Genomic DNA, 25,807 nt, shown 5'->3' on the forward strand with positions numbered 1-25,807 from the left:
CCGCGCCGCCTTCGTTGACCCAGACCGCGATGGAGGCGCCCTGGCCCTCGCGCCGGCGGAGGGATCGGGCGGTCGCTGGCAGCCGTGGCTTGGGCTTGGCAACAAACGTTGCAGCAGCGGCTGGCAAGGCCGGTAACGATGGCAGGGTCGGCATGACTGAGGTCTCCACACTGCGTGGGTGGCAAGGCAGCGCATTCCTGGGTGAATCCGACAGCCACCAGGGTGGCTTTCGCTGCCTGCCTAAGCGCGCAAGCGCAGGTCAGGCAGGATCGGAAACTACCCAGCGGGCGCCGCTCGAGCGGTAAAGCCATTATCAATGCGAGGTTTAGGGTGCGCCATGGTAGAAGATGGCCACAAGGGGGCGACAATGACACGACCTGCGCGCGGCAAGACCCCTTCGAGGCCAGGCGGCGGCTCGCCTGGGCCTGGACCAGACCTGGTTTCCACGGGATCGACCGGGACTATTCCGATCATCGCCATCGGCGCCTCTGCCGGCGGGCTCGACGCGCTGTCACGGCTGTTCGATGGACTGCCCGCTGATAGCGGCGTGGCCTATGTGCTGGTGCAGCATCTCGATCCAAGCCACAAAAGCCTGCTTGCCGACCTGCTCTCCGATCGCACCACGATGCCCGTTGCCGAAGCGAGGGAGGGTGAGACGCTTGGCCCCGATCGTGTCTATGTCATTCCGCCCGGCCGCTACCTGTCGGTGCGCGGCGGCGCCTTGAGCCTGTCTCCCGTCGATGCGCAACACGGCGCGCGCCTGCCGTTCGATTTCCTGCTCAAGTCGCTGGCAACCAGTTGTGGGCCACAAACAGTCGCCGTGATCCTGTCTGGCCATGGCGCCGACGGCAGCGGCGGCCTGGCCGCGCTGAAGGCTGCCGGCGGCAAGGCCGTGGCGCAGGATCCCGCAGAAGCGGAATATCCCGGCATGCCGCAAGAGGCGGTTGCCACCGGGCTGGTCGATGAAGTGGCATCTCTCGCCGGCATGCCGGCGATCCTGGCCCAGTTGGCCCATGCCGCACGGCAACGCGGGGCTGGCGATGCTGCCCCGGCAAGCGGCAGCCCCGGCGCGATCCTCGCCTTTCTCAAAGCGCAGACGGGCCATGATTTCGAGCATTACAAGCCCGGCACCATGGCGCGCCGCATTGCCCGGCGGATGGGGCTGCTCGCCCTGCCGACCGGCGATCTTGATGCCTACCTGGCGTATCTCAAAGCCGACGCGGCCGAATGCGATCTGCTGGTCGGCGACTTGCTGATCAACGTCACCAGCTTCTTTCGCGATCCCCAGGTATTCGAAGCGCTGGAAGCCTTGGTGATCCCCGAACTCATCCAGCGCCTGGCACCAGGCTCCCCGCTGCGGGTGTGGGTGGCGGGGTGCAGCACCGGCGAGGAAGCCTATTCCATCGCCATGGCATGCAGCGATGCCATTGCCGCGGCCGGGCGCACCATCAAGCTGCAGATCTTCGCTTCTGATCTCGATCCGGTTGCCGTGGCCATTGCCCGCGAGGGATTTTACGCGGCTGACATTGCCGATACCATGTCGGCCGAACGACTTGCCCGCTATTTCATCCACGAGGAAGCGGGATACCGGGTGGCGCCCAATCTGCGCGCGCCGGTGGTCTTTTCGGTGCAGGACGTGCTGGTCGATCCGCCGTTTTCACGCATCGACCTGATCGCGTGCCGCAACCTGCTGATTTACCTGACCGTCGCGGCACAGGCAAAAGTGATCGCGCTGTTTCATTTCGCCCTGCGCGAAGGGGGCGTGCTGCTGCTCGGCACGTCGGAAACGATCGCCCGCGCCGAAGGCCGGTTCGAGCCGGTGGCCAAGGCGGAATGCTGCTTTCGCCATGTTGCGCAAAGCCGGCCGGGGGAAGCCGGCTTTCCGTTCAGCGTGAGCGAGCGTTTGCCCCTGCTGGCCACCAGTGGGCCCGCGCCCACGGCCCGCCAGGTGAGCCTTGCGGATCTGTCCCGGCGCGCCGTGCTTGCCGCCTATGCGCCGGCCGCCGTACTGGTCAACCGCCGGCACGAATGCCTGTTCACGCTCGGCCCGATCCATCGCTACCTGCGGCTTTCGACCGGCTATGCCACGCTCGACCTGCTGGCCATGGCCGCGCCGGCACTCCGGGGCAAATTGCGCCTGGCTATCGCCCGCGCCGGCAAGGCAGTGCCGAAGGTGGACGGCGGCCGCGCCCGGGCGATGGTCGATGGGGCGGCGGTGTGGTTCCGCATCGAAGTACAGTGCCTGACCGAGACCGACGAGGAACTGCTGCTGGTCTGCTTCCTCGAAGAACCGATCACCGAGGCCGGTTCGTCAGCCACGCTGCGCCCGGCAGACACCGCCCGCATTGCGGAACTGGAACAGGAGTTGGTGGCAGCCCAGGCGGAATTGCACACCGCGCTGCACGAGCGCGCCGTGGCCGACCAGGAGCAGAAGGCGATCAACGAGGAAGCCCTTTCGGTCAACGAGGAATTCCAGTCCACCAACGAGGAACTGCTCACGTCGAAAGAGGAACTGCAGTCCCTCAACGAGGAACTCACCGCGCTCAACAGCCAGTTACAGGAAACGCTGGATCGGCAGCGCATGGCCTCGGACGACCTGCAGAACGTGCTCAACAGCACCAATGTGGGCACCATGATCCTCGACGCCGGGCTCAACATCCGCTTTTTCACTCCGGCAATCAGCCCGCTGTTCAACGTGATTGCCAGCGACATCGGCCGCCCCCTGGGCGATCTGCGGCCGATGGCCGACGATCCGGACCTGCTGATCGATGCCGCGCGTGTTCTTGTCGCCGAAACGGTGATCGAACGCGAAGTGATCACCCAGGACAAGGCCTGGTATCTGCGCCGCATCTTTCCCTATCGCGCGCATGACAGCCGCATCGAAGGCGTGGTGATCACCTTTGCCGACATAACCGAGCGCAAGCACAACACCAGCGCGCTCGAAGCCGCCAAGCTGGAAGCGGAGCGCGCCAACGCGGCCAAATCGCGTTTCCTTGCGGCCGCCAGCCACGATCTGCGCCAGCCGATGCAAGCCCTGACCCTGCTCAAGGATTTGCTGAGCCGGTCCACCCAGACCGAGCGCGGGGCCACGCTGCTGGTGCGCTTCGATCAGACGCTGCGCGCGCTTTCGGGCATGCTCGACGTCCTGCTCAACATCAACCAGATCGAAGCGGGCGTCATTCACCCCAAACGGGCGGTCTTTTCCGTGGCCGACCTGCTCAATCGCCTGCGCAACGAGATGACTGCCCTCGCCCAGGCGCGCAAACTGACGCTGACGATCCTGCCGTGCTCGGCCATGGTTGAAAGCGATCCGCAACTGCTTGAACAGATGGTGCGCAATCTTTTGGGCAACGCCATCAAATATACCCACCAAGGCAAGATCCTGCTGGGGTGCCGGCGTCGCGGCGGGCAATTGCGCATAGAAGTGTGGGATACCGGCATCGGCATCGAGCCCGACCAGTTGCACGCGATCTTCGAAGAGTTTCACCAGGTCGACAACCCCGCGCGCATGCGCAGCCAGGGATTGGGCCTGGGCCTGGCGATCGTCCAGCGGCTGGGCGCTTTGCTGGAGCACGAGGTCGATGTGAAATCGCGGCCGAAAAAGGGCTCGGTCTTTGCCATCAGCGTGCCGCGCGAGGCGCGCGAGGCGCCCGTCGAGCCGCGATCAGCGCCGTCATTGCCCGCCCCCGTGGCCCTCCTGCCCGACGCGGCCGATCACCCGCGCGCGCAAGTCATGATCGTGGAAGACGATACGGATCTGCGTGAGCTGCTCGCCGAAATGCTGCGCTCCGACGGCTTTCTGGTAACCAGCGCAGCCAATGCGGTTGAAGCGCTCGACCTCATCGTAACCGCGGCCGTGCGGCCCGATGTCGTACTGACCGATTACAATCTGCCCGATGGCGGCAATGGCATCGAACTGCTCGCTGCCCTGCGTGCGCGGCTAGGCGCAGACCTGCCCGCGATCGTGCTGACGGGCGACATATCAGCCAAGGCCATGGCGGACATCGGGGATGCGCATTGCCAGCACCTGAGCAAGCCGGTCGATGCCAAGCAACTGGTGCAACGCATTGCCCGTCTTTGTGCCGGCGCGGCATCGGCCGCACCAGCCATCCCCAAGCAGGACGCCAGCTTGGCCGGCGTGACCTATGTGGTGGACGATGATCCACACGTGCGCACCGCGATCCGCGATCTGTTGGCCGGGCATGGCTTGGCCGTGCAGGATTTCGACAGTGCGGAAGCGTTTCTGGCCGCCTACAAGCCGGGCGGTACGGGATGCCTGCTGGTGGACGCGCACCTTCCCGGCATGAGCGGGGTTGCCCTGCTTGCCCAGTTGCGCACCGGCGGAGACCACTTTCCCGTGATCTTCCTGACCGGCGACGGCGATGTGGGCCTTGCTGTGCAAGCCATGCGCGCGGGCGCCTGCGAATTCATCGAAAAGCCGGTTGGCCAGGCCGATCTTCTCGCCAGCATTGCCCGCGCAACCGACCAGTCGCACGACAGCCGCGTGGTCGATGCCGCCCATGCCGACGCGCTCGCCCGCATCGCCAACCTGACGACGCGGCAGAAACTGGTCATGGACATGGTGCTGGCCGGCCATCCAAGCAAGAACATCGCCGCCGACCTTGGCATCAGCCAGCGCACGGTCGAAAATCATCGCGCGGAAATCATGCTGCGCATGAGCGCCAAATCGATTCCTGAATTGGCCCGGATCGTGCTGCTGGCACAGGATTAGCACCCAAGTATTGGCAGCGGTGGAAAGATTGCCATTGCTGTCTGGGTATATTCCGAGGCTGTGCCCACCCTGAACCAGCCCGTAGACATCGGACCGATGCTTGCCATTCGGCATGCTGGTCCTGCGCTGCCCGGTCTTTTTGGGCAAGGCTCGCATCCGGACCGGCTGCCTATCGGCAAACAGCCGATGCCCAACGGGTGGCAGTGACTGCACAAAACAAGGCGTGCCGTCGCCACCAAAGGCCGATCGAGCCGGTGGGCATCTTCAGGAGGATACACCAATGACGCCCTTATCCCGAACATGCGTTGCAAGCGCCGTGGCCCTGGCCACGATCGGCACGCTATCGGCCCCTGTCGCCCAGGCGCGCAGCGCGGCCCAGATCGCCGCGCAGGGCCGGCTAACCCTGGCCCAACTCGAACATAGCGAGCCTAGGGCGCGGCGCCTTGCGGCACAGGCGCGGGGCATTCTCGTCTTTCCTGCGATCTACAAGGCCGGATTGCTGATCGGCGGGGAAAGCGGCAATGGCGTCTTGTTCGTCAAAGGCCGGCCCACGCGGTACTACAACCTGTCCGGCGGAACCTGGGGCCTGCAGGCGGGTGCCCAGAAATTCAGCTATGTCCTGCTGTTCATGAATGAGTCCGCGCTGCGCTATCTGCACAAGAGCGATGGCTGGGCCGTGGGCACAGGGCCCAGCGTCGTCGTCGTCGACAAGGGCGGCAGCGCCGAAGCCAACAGCACCACCCTGGCCAAGGACGTTTATGCCTTTCCGTTCAACGGCAAGGGCTTGATGGCCGATCTTACCCTTCAGGGCACGAAGATCAGCCCGATCCACCCACGCTGATCGCTGCCGTCGGCACGATCATCCCGCGGTTGCCACAAGCCGCCTCCTGCCTCCTTATCCCAAGATCGGAAACGTCATGAAAACGCTCCTCATCGCGACAGCGCTGGCGACAAGCGCGCTTGCCACCACAGTCCACGCCCAGGATACCGGCCCCTACGTCACCGTGGAAGGCGGCGCGGTCAAACAGGAACGTGCCAATGTCCAGGGCCCGGCCGGATACGAACACACCGACCGCTTCAAGACGGGCTGGGAAGCCGGTGGCGCGCTCGGCTACGATTTCGGGCATTTCCGCCTGGAAGCCGAAGGTTTCTACAACCGCTCCACGCTGCGCGAGCAGGACCGCCCGACCGGCACGCCGCTGCCCAACGGCACGTATACCAGCGATGATGGCCTGAACGGCCGCACCACCACCGTCGCCGTGATGGGCAACGCCCTGATCGGGCTGGGCCATTGGGGCGGGATCAAGGCCTACGTCGGCGGCGGCGCAGGCTATGCCCGCACGCGGCTGTATGAAGCGCTGCCCAGCGCCGGCCATATCGACGATCACGATCGCGGCTTTGCCTGGCAGGCGCTGGCGGGGCTGACCGTGCCACTGGGGCGCAATGTCGATCTGGGCGTGCGGTACCGCTATTTCCGCCCGGATGGCGCGGATCACTTCACCCATTCCGACGGGACCGACCGCAAGGTGTCGCTGCGCTCGCACGCGCTGCTCGCCACCTTGACGTTCAACCTGGGCGGACGCGCCGCGGCGCCGGAAGAAGCACCTCCCCCGCCCCCGCCACCGCCCCCTGCACCGTTGCCGCCGCCTCCGCCGCCTCCGCCGCCCGTGGCCGCCACTTGCAACCACGGCCCGTACATCGTGTTCTTCGATTGGGCCAAGGCCGACATTACGGCCGAAGCGGCCAGCATTCTCGACAATGCCGTGCAGGCCTATGGCAATTGCGGCGGCGTGGCGATCACGCTGGCAGGCTACACCGACAGTTCGGGCTCGGCCCGTTTCAACCTTGGCCTCTCCGAGCGCCGGGCCGAAGCGATCCGCCGCTACCTGTCCAGCCACGCCATCGCCGATAGCGTGATCACCAGCCATGCTTATGGTGAAGCCAACCAGCGGGTGCCCACCGCCGATGGGGTTCGCGAACTGCAAAATCGCCGGGTCGAAATCACGTACGGCCCTGGCGCCGGATACTGATCCTTCGCGCAAAGGCATGCGATCGGGCCCCCGCCCGATCGCATGCCTTTGCATCCCGCCCCCGCGCGCTAATCCTTATTCTGCGAGGCACCATGCTTATCCGCGCCGGCTATGATATCGGCTTCCGCTGCGAACAGCCCGTCCCCATGCTGGCAAACCTGAGTGTTCATGCGTCGCGCAACAAGGACTTGCGCAGCGTGCAACGCATCTTCACCACCCCTGAAGTGCCGCTCTATGATTATGCCGACGGCTTCGGCAACATCTGCACCCGGCTGACCATGCCGGCCGGCGGGGCAACGTTGTCGTGCGGCTTCGTCATCGAAGACCCTTTCGAGCCCGATCCGGTGGATATTCACGCGCAGCAAGCCGCGCTGGTCGACCTTCCCGACGACGTGCTGCTCTATTTGCGCGGCAGCCGCTATTGCGAAACCGATCGGCTGCTGGAAACGGCTTGGCGCCTGTTCGGCCACTGCCGCCAGGGATGGCCCTTGGTCCAGGCGATCGTCGATCATGTCCACGCCTCCATCCGGTTCGACTATGCGACGGCGCGCCCCACCAAGACGGCATGGGAAGTGTTCCATGAAGGCAGCGGCGTCTGCCGCGATTATGCCCACCTTGCCGTGGCCCTGTGCCGGTGCATGAACATCCCCGCCCGCTATTGCACCGGTTACCTGGGAGACATGGACCTGGCCGAACCTGGCGGGCCGATGGACTTTTCGGCCTGGTTCGAGGTGTGGCTAGGCGGACGCTGGTTCGTGTTCGATGCCCGCCACAACTATCCCCGGCGCGGGCGTGTGCTCATGGCGCGCGGGCGCGACGCTGCCGATGCGGCGCTTACCACCACGTTCGGCCCGGTCGAACTGGTCCGGTTCGAAGTCTACACCGACAAGGACATGCTTTCCTGATCGGTGCCCGGGCGCACGGCAGGACGCACTAGCGCACCAGGCCGGTGGCGCGCAGCGCGCCTTCGACAATCCGTGACAGGCGACGCAGCGGACGCGGTATCACCGGAGCATTCGCGCCGCTGTCCGCCCGTACCGATACGGCAGTGTCAACCGCGACACTGTCGAGCAGGCCCCAGAAATGGCAGATGTGGCGCGTGGACGAAATCGCCGCCTCCAGCATGTACGGGCCCGGTTCACCGCGTCCCTGCGGCCCCAGCGTTGCCAGCGGCGTGCCATGCCCCATGCCCGTGATGGTATAGGCCTCGATCACCACGCGTCCTGCGCTGTCGCGCCAGCGTTGGCAGGGGTAGCCATCGACAGCCTCGATGGTGCCGCTGGCCAGGTCGATACCATGCAGCGGCGCCCACTGCTCCACGATGGCATCGGCGTTGGACGGGTTCACCGTGGCATCGGCGCTCCCTTGCCAGACGGACACGATCGGCCAAGGGCCACCGTAGTCCGACGCTTCTCGCACCATGGCCGAAAGCCTGTGGGCATCCGGTCCGCCGTGGCCGCGCATACGCATGATCGCCTGCGACATGGTATCGGCACAGCCGAACGGCAGGCCGGCGATGATCGCGCCGCCGGCAAAGACATCGGGATAGGCCGCCAGCATGGCGCATGCCATGGCGCCCCCGGCCGACAGCCCGGTCACATAGATGCGCGCTGGATCGAGCCCGTGCTGTTCCACCATGGCCGCAATCATCTGTCGGATCGAAAGCGCCTCCCCCGCGTCGCGGCGGCTGTCATCGGGGCGAAACCAGTTGAAGCAAAGGTTGGCATTGTTGAGCCGGCGCTGTTCTGGATAGAGCACGGCAAAGCCCAGTTCTTCGGCCATTTGCGCCCAGGCCGCGCCGCGATCATAGGCACGGACCGTCTGCTTGCATCCATGCAGCACCACCACAAGCGGCATGCTCCCACCCCGGCGCTGCGGTACGTAACAACGCCCACCCAGGTTGCCGGGATTGCTGCCAAAGCCGCGAAGCGCCGAAAGGGTGGGCCCTGGTTCGGCATCGGTCAGGGCGCGAAGCGTGACCTTGCCGAACGCAGCGCCAGGCTGCGAATGCGGAACATTCAAAACGGCGAACCCTGGCGGGGTAGCACGAAAACGCCCATGATCGATCTCCTGGAAAACGACCTGAACCCGTTCAGATTGCTAAAATCCCTGCAATTCGAACGACTGAGTTATTGCCATGTTCCTCAATTGCATCGGCAAATCCCTGTGAAAAATACCTATTATCTGCATTAAGCCGGTTTATTGCCGGCGCATTCACTTGCCAAATCATCACCCGCACCATGCCATTTCGGCAGGATCGCGCGCCAGCATTCTCATAAATGCATCCGCGCGCGTTGGCCCGTGCCTGACACCGCCGTTATCCATGCAATCTGACAGCGCCAAGTCAAGGCGCGGACCGAACCTGGCAAGTCGCAGCCGGATTGCATCACGCGGCGTGGTTCGCGCATAGGTGATTTCCGAACCTGCGGCTGGCACAGGTGGATGGCTATCGCCATTGCGGAACGAAGGTCCCTGCCCGATGACACGCCCACGCAACGCAGAACGCCATCTTATTGCCAGGGTCGGTTGGCTGCGCGCGGCGGTGCTCGGTGCCAACGACGGCATATTGTCGACCTCCAGCCTGATCCTTGGCGTCGCCTCGGCCGGGGGCACCCGTGCGAGCACGCTGGTTGCCGCAGCCGCGGCGCTGGTGGCCGGCGCGATGTCGATGGCTGCGGGCGAATATGTCTCGGTCAGTTCCCAACATGATACCGAGCAGGCCGATCTGGCGCGCGAGCGGCGGGAACTCAAGACGGACATCGTGGGCGAGCAGGAGGAGCTGGCGCAGATCTATCGCGCGCGCGGCCTCGACGCAGCGACCGCGCAGATCGTCGCGCGCGAACTGATGGCCAAGGACGCCCTTGACGCACATGCCCGCGATGAACTGGGGATCACGCCCGCCACCATCGCCCGGCCGATCCAGGCCGCCTTCACATCGGCGGCAACGTTTTCCTTCGGCGCGTCGCTGCCGGTCCTGATCGCCGTGCTGTCCCCAACGGCCATGCTGATCGCGGCGGAAACGATCGGCGCGCTCCTGTTCCTTGCGGTGCTCGGCGCGATCGGCGGCACAGCGGGGGGCGCCAACGTCTGGCGCGCAACGGCTCGCGTCACATTCTGGGGCGCCGCCGCGCTTGCCGTGACGGCGGGGATTGGGCGTCTGGTGGGAACGGTTGTGTGATGGGCCTGCCATCATAACCACGGTCAGACCGGGCGATGCGTGCATGGTGAAACCGCCTGCGCCCTTGCCCCGCCGCTGGCTTGGCGGCTAGCTGTGCCGATGCCAGACCTTGCCCCGGCCGCCACTCCTGCTCCAACCGCATCGGCGAAACAGCGTGCCGCCCGCGCCCGCTGCGATGCAATGATCCACCACGCTCGCGCGCAGATCATGGCGGTGGGCGTCGATCGCTTCAGCGTCAACGAGGTCCTGCGCCTGTCGGGCGGATCGAAAGCCACGCTGGTCAAGTACTTCGGCGATCGCACCGGCCTGATCGCGGCGGCGATCCGCGCCGAGGCAGAAACCACGCTGGCCGCACTGGCACTGGAAAACGAGGAAAGCCGCACGTTACCGCTGGCCGCCGCGTTGCACCGAATGCTCCTGGGTGTGCTGCGCTTCTACCTGACACCGGGGGCCCTGGCGCTGTACCGGGCGGTGATCAGCGCGGCTGCGGACAACCCCGCTGGGGCCATCGCATTTTACGAGCAAGGCCACCGCATTATCGCAGGCGCTCTGGCGGCGTTGCTGCAAGCGCGGCAGCCCGACGAAGTGCGGCCCGATGTCGACTGCGCCCGTGCGGCCGACATAGCGCTGCATGCGATCCGCGCCGGGCTTTACGAACAAGTCCTCATCGGGCTGGACGTGGCACAAGACGATGCCGCAGTGACCGGCCAGGTCGAGGCCACGGTGGCGCTGTTGCTACCCGGTCTGGCTGCTGCAAAAAGCGCTTGAAGCCGCCTTCCCTCCATAATATGTACCAACGGTACACATAATCATGGAGAGGGCATCATGCAATTCCTGCGCAAGGCGTGGTACATGGCCGGCTGGGCTGACGAGATCGGCGAAGCGGGCCTCGCGCGGCGTATCGCCGGTCGGCCGACTTTCCTCTATCGCCTGGCCGACGGCAGCATCGCGGCCCTGCTCGATCGTTGCCCGCATCGCTTCGCGCCGCTGTCCAAAGGCACTCGCGATGGCGACAGGGTGGTCTGCGGCTATCACGGCCTGGCCTTTACGCCCGATGGGCATTGCGCCCACAATCCGTTCGCCGCGCGGATTCCCGCTGGCTCCGATATCCCGGCCTTCGCCGTGGCCGAACGCGACGGCATCGCGTGGGTCTGGGGCGACGAGCCTTCGACGGCCGATCCGGCCCTGATCCCCGATTTCGGCTTCATTCCCGATACTGCCCACAGCCGCACCGTGCGCGGCTACACGCTGATGCAGGCGAACTACGAATACGGCACCGACAACCTGCTCGACCTTTCGCATATCGAATTCGTCCACAAGGGCACGTTCGCGGGCCAGGGCGTGATCTTCGCCGGCCAGCACAGCGTTACGGTGGAAGCCGATACGCTGCACTCCAACTGGTGGATGCCCGACATCGCCCCACCGTCAGTGGCCTATGGCATTTTCCCGCCCGACGCCAAGGTCGATCATTGGCTGGACATGCGCTGGAACGCCCCGGCTTCCATGCGCCTGTATGTTGGCGTCGCGCCCCACGGTGCCCCGCGCGAGGCGGGGTTCGAAGTTCCCCAGGCGCACATCCTAACCCCCGCCGACGAGCATTCGACGCATTACTTCTGGTCGACCACGCGCTTCAACGATCTCGATGATGCTGGCGTGGATGCCATGCTCAAGGCCCTGTTCGGCGAGGCTTTCGACCTGGAGGACAAGCCGATGATCGAAGCGGCATACGACAACGTGCGGGGCCGCGATTTCTGGCAGGAAAAACCGCTGTCGCTGGGGATCGACCAAGGCGGCACGCGCGCGCGGCGGATCTTGGAAAAGATGCGCGCGCAGGAACGCGCGACTGGTTGAGCCTGCAGGCTTGACCTGTAATGGCATACTCCATATCACGTTATATAACATGATATGGAGTATGCCATGGCCGACGTGATTGCCGATATGGGGCCCGCGTTTCTGGGAAGCCGGCTGAAGCGCCTGGCCGAACGCATGCAGGCCGGCGCGATGAGCGTCATTGCCGAAGCGGACCTGCCGCTCCAGCCCGGGCACATGGCCGTGCTCGCGGCGTTGCGGGGTGGGCCGATGACGGTGGGGCAGTTGGCCGATGCCATCGGGATCAGCCAACCCGGCATCACCCGCAGCGTTGGCCAATTGGCCCGGCTGGGCATTCTCCGTGATGCCCATGCGGCCGATCAGCGCACGCGATTGGTAGAATTGACGGAGAATGGGCGGGCCGCTGCAGACCAGGCCGCCGCCGATCTGTGGCCCCGCATCGGCATGGCCGCCGAAGAACTGCTGGCCGGCCTTTCCGGCCCGTTCCTGGCCCAGATCGCCGCGATCGAACGCGCCCTCGACCAGGCATCGATCGCTGATCGCGCGGCGCGCGCGCAGCCTGGCGGCCTGACAATTCGCGAGTTCGACGACAGTCTTGCCCGCGACTTCCACGATATCAACGCCCAGTGGATTTCCGCCATGTTCGCGCTGGAAGCGACGGATATCGAGGTGCTGGAAAACCCGCGTGCGCGGATCATCGAACCGGGCGGCACGATCCTGTTCGTCGAGGCGCCCGGCCTGGGCGTGGTCGGCACCTGCGCCCTGCAGAAGACCGGGGCGACAAGCTTCGAACTGACCAAGATGGGCGTGCGCGAAAGTGCCCGCGGCCTCAAGGCCGGGGAATTCCTGCTGGCCGCAATGATTGCGCGTGCCCGCGCGATGGGCGCAGACCCGCTCTACCTGCTCACCAACCGCAAGTGCGCCGCTGCCATCCATCTCTACGAAAAGCTTGGCTTTGCCCACGATGAGGCAATCATGGCGCAATATGGCGCGCGCTATCAGCGGTGCGATGTCGCCATGCGCTACGCCGGCTGATAGTCTTGGCGTGGATCATCGCGGCAATGCTTGAGGAGGCAGAACACGTGAAAGCAACGGACAGGCAGCTACGCGGTTCGTGCCTGTGCGGCGAGGTGTCGTACCAGGTCCTCGATGCGTTCGAATATTCGCTCTACTGCCACTGCTCCAACTGTCGCCGGACCACCGGGGCGGCTTCGAAACCCTTTGCGGGGATCGGGTCGGAACATCTCACCATCGTGCATGGCGAAGCGCATATCCGCCGCTTTGGCGAGGCACGCAGCCACAACGCGCTATGCCAGCGTTGCGGGTCCTTGCTCTACTCCCTGGTGCGCGACGGTCGCTATGTGCACGTCACGCTGGGAACCTTGATCGATACGCCATCCATCGCGCCCACCGCGCATATATTCGTCGGCTCCAAGGCCGCGTGGGATATCATCAACGACGGCCTGCCCCAATTCGCGGAATTCCCTTGATGATTGCCGATCAGGTCCAGATCCTGGCGCACCCCCCGATGCACCAGGACCTGGGTCTGGTTACCGGCCAGGGTCAGGGAAACGTAAGCGTCACCTGATCCAGCGTGCCTGAAAAGGGTTGCCGCGCCGCCGGCTCCTTGCTGACCTGCGAGTTGCGATCCACCCCGAAATCGAGCGTTTCGGAAAAGGCCGCGGCGTGGGTCGGGTAATAGGCAACGTTGCCTTGGGCAACGACCTGGCCATTGACGAGCAGCCGGATCGTACCGCCGCCCACCTTGGGCAGCAGCGCGCCCAGCCCTCCTGCGCCCCCGGCAACCGGCGCGGGTTCAAAGGCAAAGCCAACTTTCACCGGGCCTGCCGGCAAGGGCGAAGGCGCCACGATCACCTCGTGGGTCTGGTTGTAGGCATTGTTTTCGAACGCGAGCCGCCCGTCACGCTCATAGAGGACATAGCCGCCCAGGCGCCCACCTTGCGCGATCAGCACGCCCGTGCCAGCCGCAGCGTTGCTGCTGATCGCCACTTCGAAACGATGCGCCCGCGCCACCAGTTGCGGTTGCGCCGACGGCGGCAGCCCGCCGGTTCCGGCCCGCCAGGTAAAGGCCTTTTGCCGCGGATCGACCAGCGTGGGCGCGCCAAGCGGCAGCGGGATCAGCGGGAACACCCCGTTGCGCGTGCCTTCCTTGACGAATTCGGCCTTCAGTTCCGCCAGCTTGGCCGTATTCTTGGCCGCAAGATCGTCGCTTTCGGAAAAGTCCTTGGCCACGTTGTACAATTCCCAGCGATCCTGGTCGGTGGTGTCGGCATAGATCTTGCCAACATCCTTGAGCAGATCCCACGGATTGTACGGGCGCTTGGCCGCCGCCACCCAGCCATCCTTGTAGATGGCACGATTACCGAAGATCTCGAAATACTGTTCGGTGTGCGCTTCGGGGGCGGCAGGATTGGTAAAGGTGGGCACCAGGCTCTTGCCCTCGAACGGCAGCTGCGGCACGCCATCGACTTGCGCCGGAAGGGTGATCCCGGCAGCGTCAAGCACCGTCGGGGCAATGTCGTTGACGTGGCCGAACTGGCTGCGCACCACGCCGCTTTGTGCGGTGTGGCCCGGCCAATCGATGATCAGCGGGTTGCGCGTGCCGCCAAAATGGCTGGCAACCTGCTTCATCCACTGGAACGGCGTGGTCGTCGCCCAGGCCCAGCCTGCGGCATAGTGGTTGGCCAGTTCGGGGCCACCCAACTGGTCGATGTGCGCCAGCTCGGTCGCCACATCGTTGGGCGCGCCGGCGCCCTTGGCGGCTTCGTTGGTGATCGTCCCTTCCAGGTCGCCTTCGGCACTGCCACCATTGTCGCCCACGATGTAGACGACCATCAGGTTGTCGCCACCCGGCCGCTGGCGCAACTGGTCCACCAACCGGCCCACTTCCGCGTCGGTCTGTTCCAGGAACGCGGCATAGACTTCCATCTGGTGGGCGTAGAGCTTCTTCTCGTCGGCCGAGAGGCTGTTCCACGCCGGCAGCCCGGCCGGCCGGGGGGTGAGCTTGGCATCGGCAGGAATGATGCCCAGCTTCTTCTGCCGGGCAAACGCCTGCTCGCGATAGGCATCCCAGCCAGCGTCAAAGCGGCCCTTGTTGCGCGCAATCCATTCCTGCGGAACATGATGCGGCATGTGCACCGCCCCTGGCGCAAGGTAGAGGAACCACGGCTTGCCGGGCACGACGGCGTTGTGGTTATCGACCCACCCCAGCGCCTTGTTCACCAGGTCGGTGGTGAAATGATAGCCGGTTTCGGGCGTGCCGGGCAGCGGCACGGGCGTGGTGTCGTTATAGAGCGAAGGCTCCCACTGGTTATCATCGCCAGCCATGAAGCCATAGAAGTGGTCGAAGCCCAGGCCGGTGGGCCAATGGTTGAACGGACCGGCCGCGCTCACTTCCCAACGCGGCGTGTTGTGCCACTTGCCGAATGCGGCGGTGGAATAGCCGTTGAGCTGGAGAATACGCGGCAGGCTGGCGGTTTCCTGCTTCCAGATCGAATTGTATGCCGGGAAGCCGGCGGCGATGTCCGCCAGGTTGCCAAAGCCCACCTGGTGATGGTTGCGCCCGGTCAGCAGCGCGGCGCGCGTGGGCGAGCAGATGCCCGTGGTGTGGAAGCGGTTGTAGCGCACCCCTTCGGATGCCAGGCGATCGAGATTGGGCGTCGGCGCCCCGCCGCCAAAGGTGGAAGACGCGGCAAAGCCGGCGTCGTCGATCAGCACCAGCAGCACGTTGGGCGCCGCCTTGGGGGCCTGCGCCTGATGCGGGAACGCCGGTTGCGAGGTGGCGCGCGTGGCGCCGATCTTGCCGGTAAAATCCTCACCCGCCGGCACACGCTGCGCCATGGCAGAGGCGGGCAAGGCCGTGCCGGCCAGCAGCAGGGCTGCCTGGGCCAGTGCGCGGCGCAAGGCCGGCCGGGCAGGGTTCAGGGGATGGCGTATGGTCGTCATGGGTCCGTTTCTCGGGCTGGGCGGCGCTGGCTGGCGCGGCCCGGTGACAGGGAAACGGCCCTGACGTGGTCGCCTCGGGCCGGGTTTGGTAAAAGGATCAGTGCCGATCAGGCCGGCAAAGGTTGCTCCAGGCGGGCGATCGCCGCCGGATCGCGGCCTTGCCGCACCAGCGTGGCAAGCGTTGCCATCCACGGCGAAACCGCGCTAAAATAGTGGGTATAGCCCTCGCAGAGGTAGTTCAGCCCCGCCTCGCCATCCACGCTCGTGGCAAAGCGATGCTTGGGGCAGCCGCCCCAGCACGCCGCCAGATGCGGGCAGCGGCGGCATTGGGCCGGCAGCGTTTCGTGCTTGGCCCGGCCGAATGCCTGCGCGGCCGAGGAATCGACCATCGCCGCAAGGCTGTCCTGGCGCAGATCGCCCAGGCGATATTCCGGATAAGCGAAGTGATCGCAATTGTAGACGGCGCCATCGTGCTCCACGATCAGCGCACGGCCGCATTCGCGCTGGTGATGGCAAACGCCGCCCGGCACGCCCATGTGATCGGCCAGGGTCCATTCGAAATTCATCACGAAGACCTCGCCCACGTCGTGGCGGCGCCATTCCTCGAACACCGTTGCCAGGAAGCGGCCCCAGGCCTGCGGCCGCACCGAGAAATCGGCTACCGGCGCATCGCGGGCCTCGCCCGGACCGTTGAGATCGAACCCGCGCGCCTTGTCGGCCGCGCCGGCCAGTCGCTCCACCACCGGGGTGAACTGGATGAAGCGGGCGCCGATCCCGCGCAGATAGCGATAGACCTCCAGCGGCTGGTCGCCGCTATGAGAGTCCACGCAGGCGAGGATATTGACCTCTGCCCCTGCCGCCGCGAGCAGGCGCCAGGCGGCCATGACCTTGTCATGGCTGGGCTGGCCATTGGCGTAACGCCGGGTGCGATCGTGGATGTGCGCCGGACCATCGAGGCTCAGCCCCACAAGGAAGCGGTGCTCCGCCAGGAACTGCGCCCACTGTGCATCGATCAGCGTGCCGTTGGTCTGGAAACTGTTCTCGATCGCCCGGCCGGCGCCATAGCGCCCCTGAAGCGCCACCGCCTGGCGATAGAAATCAAGGCCAAGCAACGTCGGCTCACCCCCCTGCCAGGTGAACTGCACCGCATGGCCGGGCGGGGTGGCGGCGATCGTCTGTCGCACATAGGCGTCGAGCACCTGGGCCGACATGCGCCGCGTGCCCTTGCGATCGAACAGGGCCTCCTTGTCGAGATAGAAGCAATAAGTGCAATCGAGATTGCACGCCGGGCCACTCGGCTTGGCCATGAGGTGGAACCCATCGGCCGCCGCGCCCAAACGCTCTGCGCTGTTCATGCTGCCCCCATCGTTCGCCCCATGATCTCTACCTATTCAGTCGAGATTGTAGGTCAAGACAGGCGATCCACATGCCGCACAAGCAAATCTTTGGCCTCGCCCGCCGCGAAGGGATGTGTTGCGCCACCAGCGATGCCTTGCAGGCGGCGCAGGAAATCGCGGCGGCTGGGCGCATCGAAATAGAACATGTGCCCCGCGCCATAGCGAGCCACGGTCACCTGGCCCGGTGGCAGCGCAAGGCGCGCCGCCAGTGCGCGATCAGCGCCATAGCCACCGACGCTGTCGAACACACCGCTGGCCAGCAGCAGGCGCGCGCCCGATTGGCGCAACACGGTGCGCAGGCGATCGGCCAGGGCAAAGCCGCGCCCGGCCACTGCCGCATCGCGCTGCCAGGTGCGGCGGACCGCCGGATCATAGAGCACATAGGCGCTGCCATCGACCGGAGAGCGCACCAGCCCGAGGAGGCGGGCGTTGTACCGCACCATGGCATCCCCCAGTGCGGCAAGGTAGGGCACAAGCGACGGATCGCGCCAGCCGCGTGGATCGTCGAGCCGCGCCGCGCGGCGGCTGTCATAGAGGCCCAAGGCCATGCCCTGCGCGTGCAGCATGACCAGGCGGGCCTGCTGCCGGTCCACCGCCATGCCGCCGGTGGCGAGCGTCGTGCGATCCAGCCCGGTCACAGCGGCCAGATCGGCAGCGAGGCTTTCGGTGGAGCGCGCGGACGCCCGGTCGCCATGGCGCAGATGGGCCAGATAGGCGCCCTCGCCCAGCCGCGCGGCCGCATCGGCACAAGCCAGCGGATCGCGCGCCGTGCCGCGCGCCCGGCCATAATGGCAGGCGGTTGCCGCCACCGTCGGCAGGCCCATGGCCATGGCCAGCGCCGGATCGGTAGCGCGCAGATCGGTTTCATTGAGCACGGTTTGCGACAGCATGGCGATGCCGGCCAGCCGTACGCCAGTCGCCTGGCGCTGCCAGGCCTCGGCCACGGCAACCGCCCGCTCCGCCCCGAAACTTTCGCCCATCAACACCACCGGCGCGCCCAGGCGGCCATGGCGCGCCAGCCAAATCGCCACGGCGCGCGCCAGATAGTCGCCATCGGCCTGCCAGCCCCGCACGCGCGAAGGTTGCACGCCGGGCGCACGCCGGCTGAAGCCTGTATCGAGTGGATCGACGAACAACACGTCGGCATGGGCCGCAAGGCTTTCGGCCGGCGCCGCCAAGATGGGGGCGCGCGGCACGGCCGCATCGGCCCGCGTGGGCAGCACCACCTGCAGCGGGCCAAGCAGGCCCAGTTGCAGCCATCCCGACGAAGCACCCGGCCCGCCATTGAACACGACCAGGACCGGGCGAGAGTGACCCGGTGGCGAGGGGGCCATCAGCGCCGAAACCACCAGCGTGCCCAGCGGCCGGCCACGATCGTCGCGCGCCGGGACGGTTTCCCAGGCCAGGCGCACGCCTGCCACCGGATGTTCAAGGCCCGGCAGGCTGCCCCCCAGCAGCGTGAGCAATGCGATCAGCAGCGGCAGGCGGCCCAGCACCCTGGCCGGCCTCGTCCCGCTGCGTGCCCCGTCAGAGCGGGAAACCGAACGAAAGGCCAACCGACGTTTCCCCCAGCCTGACATCGGCCTCACCCCCGCCAAAGTTGGCCGGGATCGAATTGACGCCGCGCACCGTCTGCGATGGCGCATGCATCGCAAAGACAGTGATTTCCGGCCCTGACGCAGGCGCCCAGGTGGCGCCCAGCGTGAAATGATCGCGCACCACGCCGGGCGCGAGGATGTTGAGCAGCGTTTCCGACGCGGGCACGGGATTGCCCGAGCGTCCATAGCCGGCCCGCCAGGCCCAATGCGGGCTGCTGCGATAGGTCAGCCCCAGTTTGACCACCGAAATGCTGCGCCAGCCAAAACCGGGGCCATCGGTGCTGCCAAACGGCTGGCCGGCAAACAGGCGCGCCAGCGGATTGCCGACCGAGGCCACCCCGCCATATTCGATCCGCTTGAAATCGGCCGCCAGCGTGAGCGCGGGCACCGGGTCCACCGCAAAGCCAAATCCCCAGGAGGCCGGCACAGCAAAGCTGCCCTGCCCGGCAAACAGGCCGGCATATTTGTCGAAACGGCCGGGCACGATCTTGGACTGGTAAAAGGCACCGGCGCGCACCGCGTGTCCGAAATGGCCCAGCCAGCCAACCCGCACGCCAAGACCGGCCGCCCAATCGGTGCCCCGATCGGTGAAATGACCCGGATCGGCCGAGGCGGTGGCAAAAGGCTGGATACCCGTGGCGCGAAACGTCTGGATCACGATGACCGGGGAAACTCCCAGCGATTGCCCGGCTCCCACCCTGACCGCCAGCGTGGGCGAAACGAAGATCTGCTTGAGATCCACCCCGGCAGCCCCGCTTGCGCCAAAGGCAGCGAAGGGATTGCGCTTGTACGTGGTGTTCATCCCGCCATTGCCGTTGATCGCCAGGGCCAGCGACACCGTGCCCGAAAGCGGGCGCACATAGCCCAGCTCGGGCAACACAAAGGGATTGGCACCATTGCCGCTGTAGGTGCCGTCAAGCCCTGCGCCATTGCCGTGGATCCGTGCCCCCCGATCGGGCACGAACAGTTCCACGCCGGCATCGGCCCTTGCCCCGATCGCGGTGGCCGAAGCGGGATTGGCCGCAATCGCCAGGCTGTCTTGCGGATCGGCGATTTCCGCCCCACCGGCGCCCTTAGCCTTGGCACCCACGCCGTTGAGGAAATAGCCATCGGTGGCATGGGCCATGCCGCCCACGGCAAAACCCGCTGCACAGCCGGCAACCGTCAAAACCCTGTGAACCCTGAAACGCATGAGCCCCCCTGCCCGATTTGCAAGTCACGTGATGGGCAACGCATCCAGCGCAGGGTAGCGGAACCGGCATGAACCCATGCCTGCATTGTCTATCTTAAAAGTAGATAAAGCGCGCAAGAGCGGGCTGGGCCAGGCGCGCCAAGAAAATCCATGGGGTGGTCAAGCACGAGTTGCCGCGCGACCGTTGAAAAACTCTCATGACGCACATGGTTGAAATGGGGCGCCTGCCAGCACACCTTGCCGGGCATGACAGCAAGCCGGCAGCTTCACCTTGGTGCGTTCATGCGCCCGATCTCCATCCACACGGGCGCCTGGCGCTATCCCGGCGCAGCGCCGGATGCCAATTTCAACTTGGGGCTTCAGGTGGAACTGGTACGCCGCCTTGAGGCTGCCAAGTTCGACGCGTTCTTCATGGCCGATCACCTGGCCGTGCTCAACATGCCGATCGATGCGCTCAAGCGCAGCCACACGGCCACGTCGTTCGAGCCATTTACTCTGCTTTCGGCCCTGGCCATGGTGACGCAGCGCATCGGCCTGGTTGCCACCGCGTCGACCACGTATGACGAACCGTTCCATGTCGCCCGGCGCTTTGCCTCGCTCGATCACATTTCGGGCGGCCGCGCCGGCTGGAACATCGTGACCACCGGCAATCCGGAAACCGCGGCGAATTTCGGGCAGGACGATCACCTGGAACACGCCACGCGCTATGCCCGCGCGCGCGAGTTCCACCAGGTGGTCACCGGCCTGTGGGACAGTTGGGCCGACGATGCCTTTCTGCGCGACGTGGAGAGCGGGGTGTTCTTCGATCCGGCAAAGGTTCACACCCTGGACCACGCGGGGGAGTTCCTGCGCGTAAAAGGCCCGCTCAACATTGCCCGCCCGATCCAGGGCTGGCCGGTCATCGTCCAGGCGGGCGCTTCGGAAGCGGGCCGTCAACTGGCCGCCGAAACCGCCGAAGTGATTTTTGGCGCGGCCGACAGCCTGGCCAACGGCCAAGCGTTCTATGCCGACGTAAAGGGCCGCATGGCCGCGCTCGGCCGCGATCCTGACAGCCTCAAGATCCTGCCGGCCGCTTTCGTGGTCGTGGGCGAAAGCGAAGCCGAAGCGCAGGACAAGCGCGCCCTGCTCGACAGCCTGGTGCATTACGACAGCGGCATCCGCTCGCTGTCGATCATGCTGGGGCACGATGTTTCCGGTTTCGATCCCGATGGTCCGCTGCCCGACATTCCCGAAACCAACGCCAGCAAATCCGGGCGCGAGCGCACCATTGCGCTGGCCCGCCGCGAAAACCTCACGATCCGCCAGCTTGCCGCGCGCGCGGGCAGCTATGCCGGGCTGGCCTTTGTCGGCACACCGCGTACAATCGCCGATGAAATGCAACAATGGCTGGAAGAGCGCGGCTCGGACGGCTTCAACGTGATGTTCCCGTTCGTGCCCCAGGGCCTGTTCGACTTCACCGACAAGGTCGTGCCCGAATTGCAGCGCCGCGGCGTGTTTCGCCACGACTATACCGGCACAACCTTGCGCGATCACCTGGGCCTGGCGCGGCCCGCCAACAGCTTTTTCGCCTAATCCAGGAAGGGTTCCGCTTGAGCATCATCACCCCCGCCATTGGCCCGGCGCTGGCCGGCGGTGCCCTGATTGGGCTTGTCTGCGGCACGATGTGGCTGGTCCATGGCCGCATTTCTGGCATTGCCGGCATTGCGCGGCTGGCGCTTCAGGGCCCCGATCGGGTCTGGCGCTTGTGGTTCCTGGCCGGGCTGTTTGCCGCCGGCCTGATCGCGCGGCTGGCCTGGCCGCATGACCTTGCCCCCGGATATGCCAGCCTTGGCTGGTTGCAGCTGATCGTGGCCGGCGCGCTGGTGGGCACCGGCACGGCCCTTGCCAATGGCTGCACCAGCGGCCACGGCATCTGCGGCCTGTCGCGGCTGTCCTCGCGATCGTTGGTGGCGGTCGTCACGTTCATGGCCGTGGCCGCGATCACCGCATCGATCGTGGCGGCCCTGGCATGAAGCCGGCCAACGCACTGTTCGCCGGCCTGGTCTTCGGCCTCGGCCTGCTGATTTCGGGCATGGCCGATCCGGCCCGAGTCCTGGGTTTCCTGACGCCGTTGCAGGGGTGGAACCCCACGCTCGCCTTCGTGATGGGTGGCGCGCTGGCCGTCGCCGCACCGCTGTTCGCGCTTGCGCGCCGGCGCGGCAAGGCGCTGGATGGCGGGATCCTGCCCGATCTGCCCCGGCGCGGCGTGGATCGCGCGCTGATCGGTGGCTCCGTCCTGTTCGGACTGGGCTGGGGCCTGGCCGGAATTTGCCCCGGACCGGGCATCGTCGGCCTGGCGCTCCATCCGCTTCAAGCGTTGGCCTTCCTCGTGCCGATGGCTTTGGGCCTGGTGCTTGGCCAGCCGCGCCAGGATGGCGCATCGGGCAAGAAAACCCGCTGAAAACGCAAGTTTCCATGCATCTGGCCCGGTTCGTCACCGCCGATGGCATTCACCACGGCGGCTGGCGCCATTCCGCCGCCAACCGACGCCATCCGTGGCGGAGACTTTCGCCACACGCTGCGCGAAAGGGCAGGCTGGCCACTGAGCAAGTTGGGCCGCTGGGCGCCGACCGCTTTTTCGCCGATGTCGTCCCCATCCTGCAACGGCGCGGGCTGGTCTGCAGCGCCTATGTCGGCCCAACCTTGCGCGATCATCTCGGCCTGGCGGTGCCGTCCCCAGCGCGATAGGTGGCCGCGATCAGCGGGGCGTGGTGCGCCTCGCCTCTGCCGCCTGCCACACGCGCAGGAAATTGCCGCTCCACAACTTGGCGATCGCGGTAGGCTTGTACCCGCGCCGCACCAGTTCAGCCGTGACGGCCTGGGCCTGGCTTTCATCCTCCCAGCCGACGATGCCGCCGCCATGGTTGAAATCGCTCGACAGGGCGACATGGTCGATGCCGATGCGCCGCACCGCGTGATCGACTGCATCGACCAGATCCTTGACACTGGCACGCGGCTCTTCGGCGCGCAGCGCGTGATAGCGCCGGTCGTATTCGGCGGCCTTTGCCGCAGGCAGCGTGGCCTTGCCATCGGCAATGCCGAATTCCTGCTGCAGGGCCACGATGCGCTGGGCAAAGGCCGGATCGCGTGGGCGCAGATAGGCGCTGAAGGCATTGATCGCGATTACCCCGCCCTTGGCCTTGAGCGCGTCGAGCTGCGCATCGGTAAGATTGCGGGTGTTGTCCACCAGGCTGCGCAAGTCGGAATGGGTGGCGACCACCGGCGCGGTGCTGAGCGCCAGCACATCGGCAAAGGCTGCGTCGCTCAGTTGCGAGACATCGACGAGCACGCCAAGCTGGTTGAGCCGCGCCAGCACCCGCTTGCCCGCAGGCGACAGCCCACCCCAGCGTGATACCCCTTCCCCACGCACCAGTGCGGGGCGCGAGCTGTCGGCCAGCGCATTGTGCCCGGCGTGAACGAAGCCGAACACGCGCACGCCGCGCCGCACCCAGGGATCGACGTCGTCCGCATCGCGCACAAAGGCGCCGCCGTTGACCACGCTTTCGATCACCGCAAGCCGGCCGCTTTTGGCAATGCGGCGGAAATCTGTCGGGGTGAGCGCCCGCGCGGCGCGATCGGGATAGGAACTGGCCAAGGCATCGATGATCGTATGCTTGCGCAGCGCACCGGCTGTGGCAGCGGCCTGGGCCGCCGGGCTATCGTCTCCTTGCGGCACGAAGACCGCGATCACCGCCCCTTTCAACCCGCCCTGCCGCGCCTGGGCCAGGCTGAACTGCCCCTGCCCCGACGCATCGGCGCGGCCCGGATCGAACGTTTCGGGCAGATCGAGGTGCGCGTCGATGGGCAAGGCGCCGGCATGGACGCGGGCGAGTGCAACCGGTGCCGCGTGGGCTGGCGCCAGTGTCGCCATGGCCAAAAGGCTACCAAGAGCGGCGCGGATGGGCTTGGGCATGATCGAGTTCCCCTGTCTGTCTTGCCCTTGCCTGCGCCCAACCGCCCGCGTTGGCCAACGAGCATTGCTGATAGACTTATTGCCCCTTGCGCAGCGACGCCGCCTGCCACGGCCGCCCAGGCGCCGACCGCTTAGAACGCGACGATATCGGCCGGCGGCGCGATAATAGTCGGTCACGCGTCGGCCATAGGCGTCGTCGAACAGCGGGGCGGAATCGGGGCGGAAGCTGGGTGCCCCCTCGAGCAGCCGCTTGTCGATCGCAGTCACATAGCCGCTTTGGCCGTCGTCGTACTGGAAGGCAGACCACGGAACGGGGTGATAGCTTTGGCCAAGGCCAAGGAAGCCACCGGTGGAAAGGATGATATAGGCGATCTGCCCGCTGCGTTCGTCCAGGACCAGCTTGGCGATGGTGCCCAGCTTGTCGCCGTCGCGGCCGTGCACGGCCTTGCCCCGCAAGTCATCGGCAGAAATCAGGGCAATCGAGCCGGCAGGTGCGGCAAGAGGTTGTGCATCCAAAGCCATGGCCTTGATCCTTTCGATGAAAGCGGGCGGCTGGCAGCGTAAATCCGCCAGCCGTCGCGCCCCTGGCCCGTTCATTCGCGTCCGTGCTTGAGCGCGCTGGCCTGGTCATGCCCGGCCTGAACGGAGAGGAACGCTTCGCGAACGGCGTCGCGCGTGCCCGATTGCAATTCGGTATCGTCCAGCGCGTATTCGAACTTGGCCTTGATATGATCCTCGCCACGCTCGACTTCCTCGATGATCGCCTGGTCGTTGCGACCGAGCAGCGCCTGCTTGAGATCCATGAAGCCGCGATGGGCTGCCCCCAGCAAGGTGGCGCCATCTTCAGGATCGCCACCCAGCACGCGGACCTGCGCTTGAAGCGCCTGGGCCACCTGGGTGCGTTCTTGCGCAAACTTGGCGAAAATCGCCGCATAGCGCGTGCTATCGGCATGTTCGGCGGCATCGTCGAAGCCCTTGAGGCTGTCGAAAGTCGTCGCGATCAGCCCGTTGAGGACCGAAATATCGTGTTGGTTATCCATGTCAGTCTTCCCGCTTGGCATGAGGGCAGATGGTGCGCCCGGCCCTCTGGGGATCAGGCCGGGCGGCTAAGGCCGGTCAGTGTGCGGCGAGCGCCGATGGCAGCAGCGCGTCGCCCTGCGTCAGTTGCTGCTCGATGATCGGCACGCCGTTGCCGGCAACCTGCTTGAGCGACTGGTCTGCGCCGTCGGCAGCATAACCCTTATAGACAGCCCAGTTGCCTTGCTGGACCTTGGCCGACTGCGTCAGGTACATATTGTCGAAGCCGCTGCGCGGGGTCTTGCGCAGCATCTTGAGCATTGCGGCGCGATTGGCTGACAAGCGGGTGGTCGGCTTGGCGATCTTGCGCTGATCGTTGTTGAGCGAAGCGAGCAGCGTGTCTTGCGACGTGCCCGCCTCGGCAATGATGCGCCGGGCATAGGCCTGGACATCGCTGCGTTGCGAACGGGTCAGGCTGAGGCGGCTGGCCGCGATCTGGAACAGGTTTGCGTCAGAAGCCGCGGCGGAAAATGCCGGCCCATCCAGGCCCTGGACCGGCGAAACACCCACCTGCGTGCTGGAATAGCTGCCAGTGGTGGCCGGCGTGGTGATCGAGGGGGAAATCTGGGCCGCAATCTGGGCTTGGGCGAGCACGGGAACGCCGAGCATGGCCGTCGAAAGTACGACGGAGACGATTGCACGTTTCATGGTGTTGTTCCTCGCAAACCCGCACCGGCTGGGCATGCCGGCGAACGTCTGCACATTGGCTGCAAACGCCCTGACCAGGTTGGGCAAGTGTCGCTTGGAGCAACCAGACAACGATCGCATGATTTTATCGTTGCATCAGCACGGATTTATATTTTCAGTTCCGTAAATACTCCCCGAAATATCGCGGCGTTTTATTTATTTCTGCAA

General features: G+C 65.9%; 21 protein-coding genes. 13 read left to right on the plus strand and 8 right to left on the minus strand.

Translation table 11 applies throughout. From position 1 onward, the window contains the following. Window positions 1-367 precede the first annotated feature (367 nt). The 4 genes from R9J51_RS14690 (at window position 368) to R9J51_RS14705 (ending at window position 7,667) form a co-directional block, all read left to right on the plus strand. Window positions 368-4,732: a chemotaxis protein CheB gene (locus R9J51_RS14690; RefSeq protein ID WP_179504875.1), complete on the plus strand. Its 4,365-nt coding sequence runs from the start codon at window positions 368-370 to the stop codon at window positions 4,730-4,732. 316 nt (window positions 4,733-5,048) lie between these two features. Beyond that, window positions 5,049-5,573: a lipid-binding SYLF domain-containing protein gene (locus tag R9J51_RS14695; protein ID WP_179504876.1), complete on the plus strand. Its 525-nt coding sequence runs from the start codon at window positions 5,049-5,051 to the stop codon at window positions 5,571-5,573. A 76-nt stretch (window positions 5,574-5,649) separates the two neighbouring features. Further along, window positions 5,650-6,762 (plus strand): OmpA family protein, encoded by a 1,113-nt coding sequence (locus R9J51_RS14700; protein ID WP_179504877.1) that lies wholly within the window; start codon window positions 5,650-5,652, stop codon window positions 6,760-6,762. Window positions 6,763-6,854: 92 nt separating this feature from the next. Further along, complete coding sequence (locus tag R9J51_RS14705) at window positions 6,855-7,667, plus strand: transglutaminase-like domain-containing protein (RefSeq protein ID WP_179504878.1); 813 nt, start codon at window positions 6,855-6,857, stop codon at window positions 7,665-7,667. Between the two features lie 28 nt (window positions 7,668-7,695). Here the strand turns inward: R9J51_RS14705 and R9J51_RS14710 are convergent, their stop codons facing one another. Further along, window positions 7,696-8,784, minus strand: a complete 1,089-nt coding sequence (locus tag R9J51_RS14710) for an extracellular catalytic domain type 1 short-chain-length polyhydroxyalkanoate depolymerase (protein WP_432787519.1) — start codon at window positions 8,782-8,784, stop codon at window positions 7,696-7,698. Between the two features lie 457 nt (window positions 8,785-9,241). On the opposite strand from R9J51_RS14710, the gene R9J51_RS14715 reads away from it, so the two are divergent. From R9J51_RS14715 to R9J51_RS14735, 5 genes are all read left to right on the plus strand, one after another. After that, the gene (locus R9J51_RS14715; RefSeq protein WP_179504881.1) at window positions 9,242-9,940 is read left to right on the plus strand and encodes a VIT1/CCC1 transporter family protein; all 699 of its coding nucleotides are present in this window, start codon (window positions 9,242-9,244) and stop codon (window positions 9,938-9,940) included. 180 nt (window positions 9,941-10,120) lie between these two features. Next, on the plus strand, window positions 10,121-10,708 hold the full coding sequence (locus R9J51_RS14720) for a TetR/AcrR family transcriptional regulator C-terminal domain-containing protein (protein ID WP_179504882.1): 588 nt from the start codon (window positions 10,121-10,123) through the stop codon (window positions 10,706-10,708). Window positions 10,709-10,765: 57 nt separating this feature from the next. After that, window positions 10,766-11,791 carry a Rieske 2Fe-2S domain-containing protein gene (locus R9J51_RS14725; protein WP_179504883.1) on the plus strand — a complete coding sequence of 342 codons (1,026 nt, stop codon included), beginning with the start codon at window positions 10,766-10,768 and terminating at the stop codon, window positions 11,789-11,791. Between the two features lie 66 nt (window positions 11,792-11,857). Then, on the plus strand, window positions 11,858-12,805 hold the full coding sequence (locus R9J51_RS14730; protein ID WP_179504884.1) for a bifunctional helix-turn-helix transcriptional regulator/GNAT family N-acetyltransferase: 948 nt from the start codon (window positions 11,858-11,860) through the stop codon (window positions 12,803-12,805). 5 nt (window positions 12,806-12,810) lie between these two features. Beyond that, window positions 12,811-13,260, plus strand: coding sequence for a GFA family protein (locus R9J51_RS14735; RefSeq protein ID WP_218843484.1), 450 nt, complete (start codon window positions 12,811-12,813; stop codon window positions 13,258-13,260). A 73-nt stretch (window positions 13,261-13,333) separates the two neighbouring features. On the opposite strand, the gene R9J51_RS14740 is transcribed toward R9J51_RS14735, so the two are convergent. The 4 genes from R9J51_RS14740 to R9J51_RS14755 all read right to left on the minus strand — a co-directional run bounded on the left by R9J51_RS14740 (window position 13,334) and on the right by R9J51_RS14755 (window position 19,923). After that, window positions 13,334-15,736: an arylsulfatase gene (locus tag R9J51_RS14740; protein ID WP_179504885.1), complete on the minus strand. Its 2,403-nt coding sequence runs from the start codon at window positions 15,734-15,736 to the stop codon at window positions 13,334-13,336. Between the two features lie 107 nt (window positions 15,737-15,843). Further along, window positions 15,844-17,091, minus strand: coding sequence for an anaerobic sulfatase maturase (locus R9J51_RS14745; RefSeq protein WP_218843485.1), 1,248 nt, complete (start codon window positions 17,089-17,091; stop codon window positions 15,844-15,846). Window positions 17,092-17,144: 53 nt separating this feature from the next. Beyond that, a complete protein-coding gene (locus R9J51_RS14750) occupies window positions 17,145-18,689 on the minus strand; it encodes a S10 family serine carboxypeptidase-like protein (RefSeq protein ID WP_432787520.1) in 1,545 nt (514 codons plus the stop codon). Then, on the minus strand, window positions 18,661-19,923 hold the full coding sequence (locus R9J51_RS14755; RefSeq protein WP_432787521.1) for an OmpP1/FadL family transporter: 1,263 nt from the start codon (window positions 19,921-19,923) through the stop codon (window positions 18,661-18,663). The genes R9J51_RS14750 and R9J51_RS14755 overlap by 29 nt, the downstream gene beginning before the upstream one ends. Window positions 19,924-20,205: 282 nt before the next feature. Here R9J51_RS14755 and R9J51_RS14760 point away from each other — a divergent pair, with 282 nt between their 5' ends. Genes R9J51_RS14760 through R9J51_RS14775 form a run of 4 tightly spaced genes read left to right on the plus strand, consistent with a single transcriptional unit; the run spans window position 20,206 to window position 22,650 of the window. Then, entirely contained in the window at window positions 20,206-21,495 is a 1,290-nt protein-coding gene (locus R9J51_RS14760; protein WP_432787522.1) for an LLM class flavin-dependent oxidoreductase, read from the plus strand. A gap of 17 nt (window positions 21,496-21,512) precedes the next feature. Next, window positions 21,513-21,935, plus strand: coding sequence for a YeeE/YedE thiosulfate transporter family protein (locus R9J51_RS14765; protein WP_218843486.1), 423 nt, complete (start codon window positions 21,513-21,515; stop codon window positions 21,933-21,935). Continuing rightward, entirely contained in the window at window positions 21,932-22,363 is a 432-nt protein-coding gene (locus R9J51_RS14770; RefSeq protein WP_179504888.1) for a DUF6691 family protein, read from the plus strand. The genes R9J51_RS14765 and R9J51_RS14770 overlap by 4 nt, the downstream gene beginning before the upstream one ends. Before the next feature lie 14 nt (window positions 22,364-22,377). Beyond that, complete coding sequence (locus tag R9J51_RS14775) at window positions 22,378-22,650, plus strand: hypothetical protein (RefSeq protein WP_218843487.1); 273 nt, start codon at window positions 22,378-22,380, stop codon at window positions 22,648-22,650. A gap of 10 nt (window positions 22,651-22,660) precedes the next feature. Here R9J51_RS14775 and R9J51_RS14780 read toward each other — a convergent pair whose 3' ends face one another. The 3 genes from R9J51_RS14780 to R9J51_RS14790 form a co-directional block, all read right to left on the minus strand. Next, window positions 22,661-24,397 carry a membrane dipeptidase gene (locus tag R9J51_RS14780; RefSeq protein WP_179504889.1) on the minus strand — a complete coding sequence of 579 codons (1,737 nt, stop codon included), beginning with the start codon at window positions 24,395-24,397 and terminating at the stop codon, window positions 22,661-22,663. Between the two features lie 71 nt (window positions 24,398-24,468). Continuing rightward, a complete protein-coding gene (locus tag R9J51_RS14785; RefSeq protein ID WP_168555130.1) occupies window positions 24,469-24,915 on the minus strand; it encodes a ferritin-like domain-containing protein in 447 nt (148 codons plus the stop codon). 76 nt (window positions 24,916-24,991) lie between these two features. Next, window positions 24,992-25,600, minus strand: a complete 609-nt coding sequence (locus tag R9J51_RS14790; protein ID WP_179504890.1) for a DUF4142 domain-containing protein — start codon at window positions 25,598-25,600, stop codon at window positions 24,992-24,994. Window positions 25,601-25,807 lie beyond the last annotated feature (207 nt).

Source organism: Novosphingobium rhizosphaerae, assembly GCF_050920675.1.
GTDB lineage: Bacteria > Pseudomonadota > Alphaproteobacteria > Sphingomonadales > Sphingomonadaceae > Novosphingobium > Novosphingobium rhizosphaerae.

What these genes read in the sequence shown, in the direction of transcription:
- R9J51_RS14745 (WP_218843485.1), bottom strand. Translation starts at nt 17,091, where the DNA reads ATGAACAGCGCAGAGCGTTTGGGCGCGGCGGCCGATGGGTTCCACCTC.
- R9J51_RS14725 (WP_179504883.1), top strand. Translation starts at nt 10,766, where the DNA reads ATGCAATTCCTGCGCAAGGCGTGGTACATGGCCGGCTGGGCTGACGAG.
- R9J51_RS14690 (WP_179504875.1), top strand. Translation starts at nt 368, where the DNA reads ATGACACGACCTGCGCGCGGCAAGACCCCTTCGAGGCCAGGCGGCGGC.
- R9J51_RS14715 (WP_179504881.1), top strand. Translation starts at nt 9,242, where the DNA reads ATGACACGCCCACGCAACGCAGAACGCCATCTTATTGCCAGGGTCGGT.
- R9J51_RS14780 (WP_179504889.1), bottom strand. Translation starts at nt 24,397, where the DNA reads ATGGCTTTGGATGCACAACCTCTTGCCGCACCTGCCGGCTCGATTGCC.
- R9J51_RS14720 (WP_179504882.1), top strand. Translation starts at nt 10,121, where the DNA reads ATGATCCACCACGCTCGCGCGCAGATCATGGCGGTGGGCGTCGATCGC.
- R9J51_RS14775 (WP_218843487.1), top strand. Translation starts at nt 22,378, where the DNA reads ATGCATCTGGCCCGGTTCGTCACCGCCGATGGCATTCACCACGGCGGC.
- R9J51_RS14790 (WP_179504890.1), bottom strand. Translation starts at nt 25,600, where the DNA reads ATGAAACGTGCAATCGTCTCCGTCGTACTTTCGACGGCCATGCTCGGC.
- R9J51_RS14700 (WP_179504877.1), top strand. Translation starts at nt 5,650, where the DNA reads ATGAAAACGCTCCTCATCGCGACAGCGCTGGCGACAAGCGCGCTTGCC.
- R9J51_RS14705 (WP_179504878.1), top strand. Translation starts at nt 6,855, where the DNA reads ATGCTTATCCGCGCCGGCTATGATATCGGCTTCCGCTGCGAACAGCCC.
- R9J51_RS14760 (WP_432787522.1), top strand. Translation starts at nt 20,206, where the DNA reads ATGCGCCCGATCTCCATCCACACGGGCGCCTGGCGCTATCCCGGCGCA.
- R9J51_RS14770 (WP_179504888.1), top strand. Translation starts at nt 21,932, where the DNA reads ATGAAGCCGGCCAACGCACTGTTCGCCGGCCTGGTCTTCGGCCTCGGC.
- R9J51_RS14740 (WP_179504885.1), bottom strand. Translation starts at nt 15,736, where the DNA reads ATGACGACCATACGCCATCCCCTGAACCCTGCCCGGCCGGCCTTGCGC.
- R9J51_RS14785 (WP_168555130.1), bottom strand. Translation starts at nt 24,915, where the DNA reads ATGGATAACCAACACGATATTTCGGTCCTCAACGGGCTGATCGCGACG.
- R9J51_RS14755 (WP_432787521.1), bottom strand. Translation starts at nt 19,923, where the DNA reads ATGCGTTTCAGGGTTCACAGGGTTTTGACGGTTGCCGGCTGTGCAGCG.
- R9J51_RS14730 (WP_179504884.1), top strand. Translation starts at nt 11,858, where the DNA reads ATGGCCGACGTGATTGCCGATATGGGGCCCGCGTTTCTGGGAAGCCGG.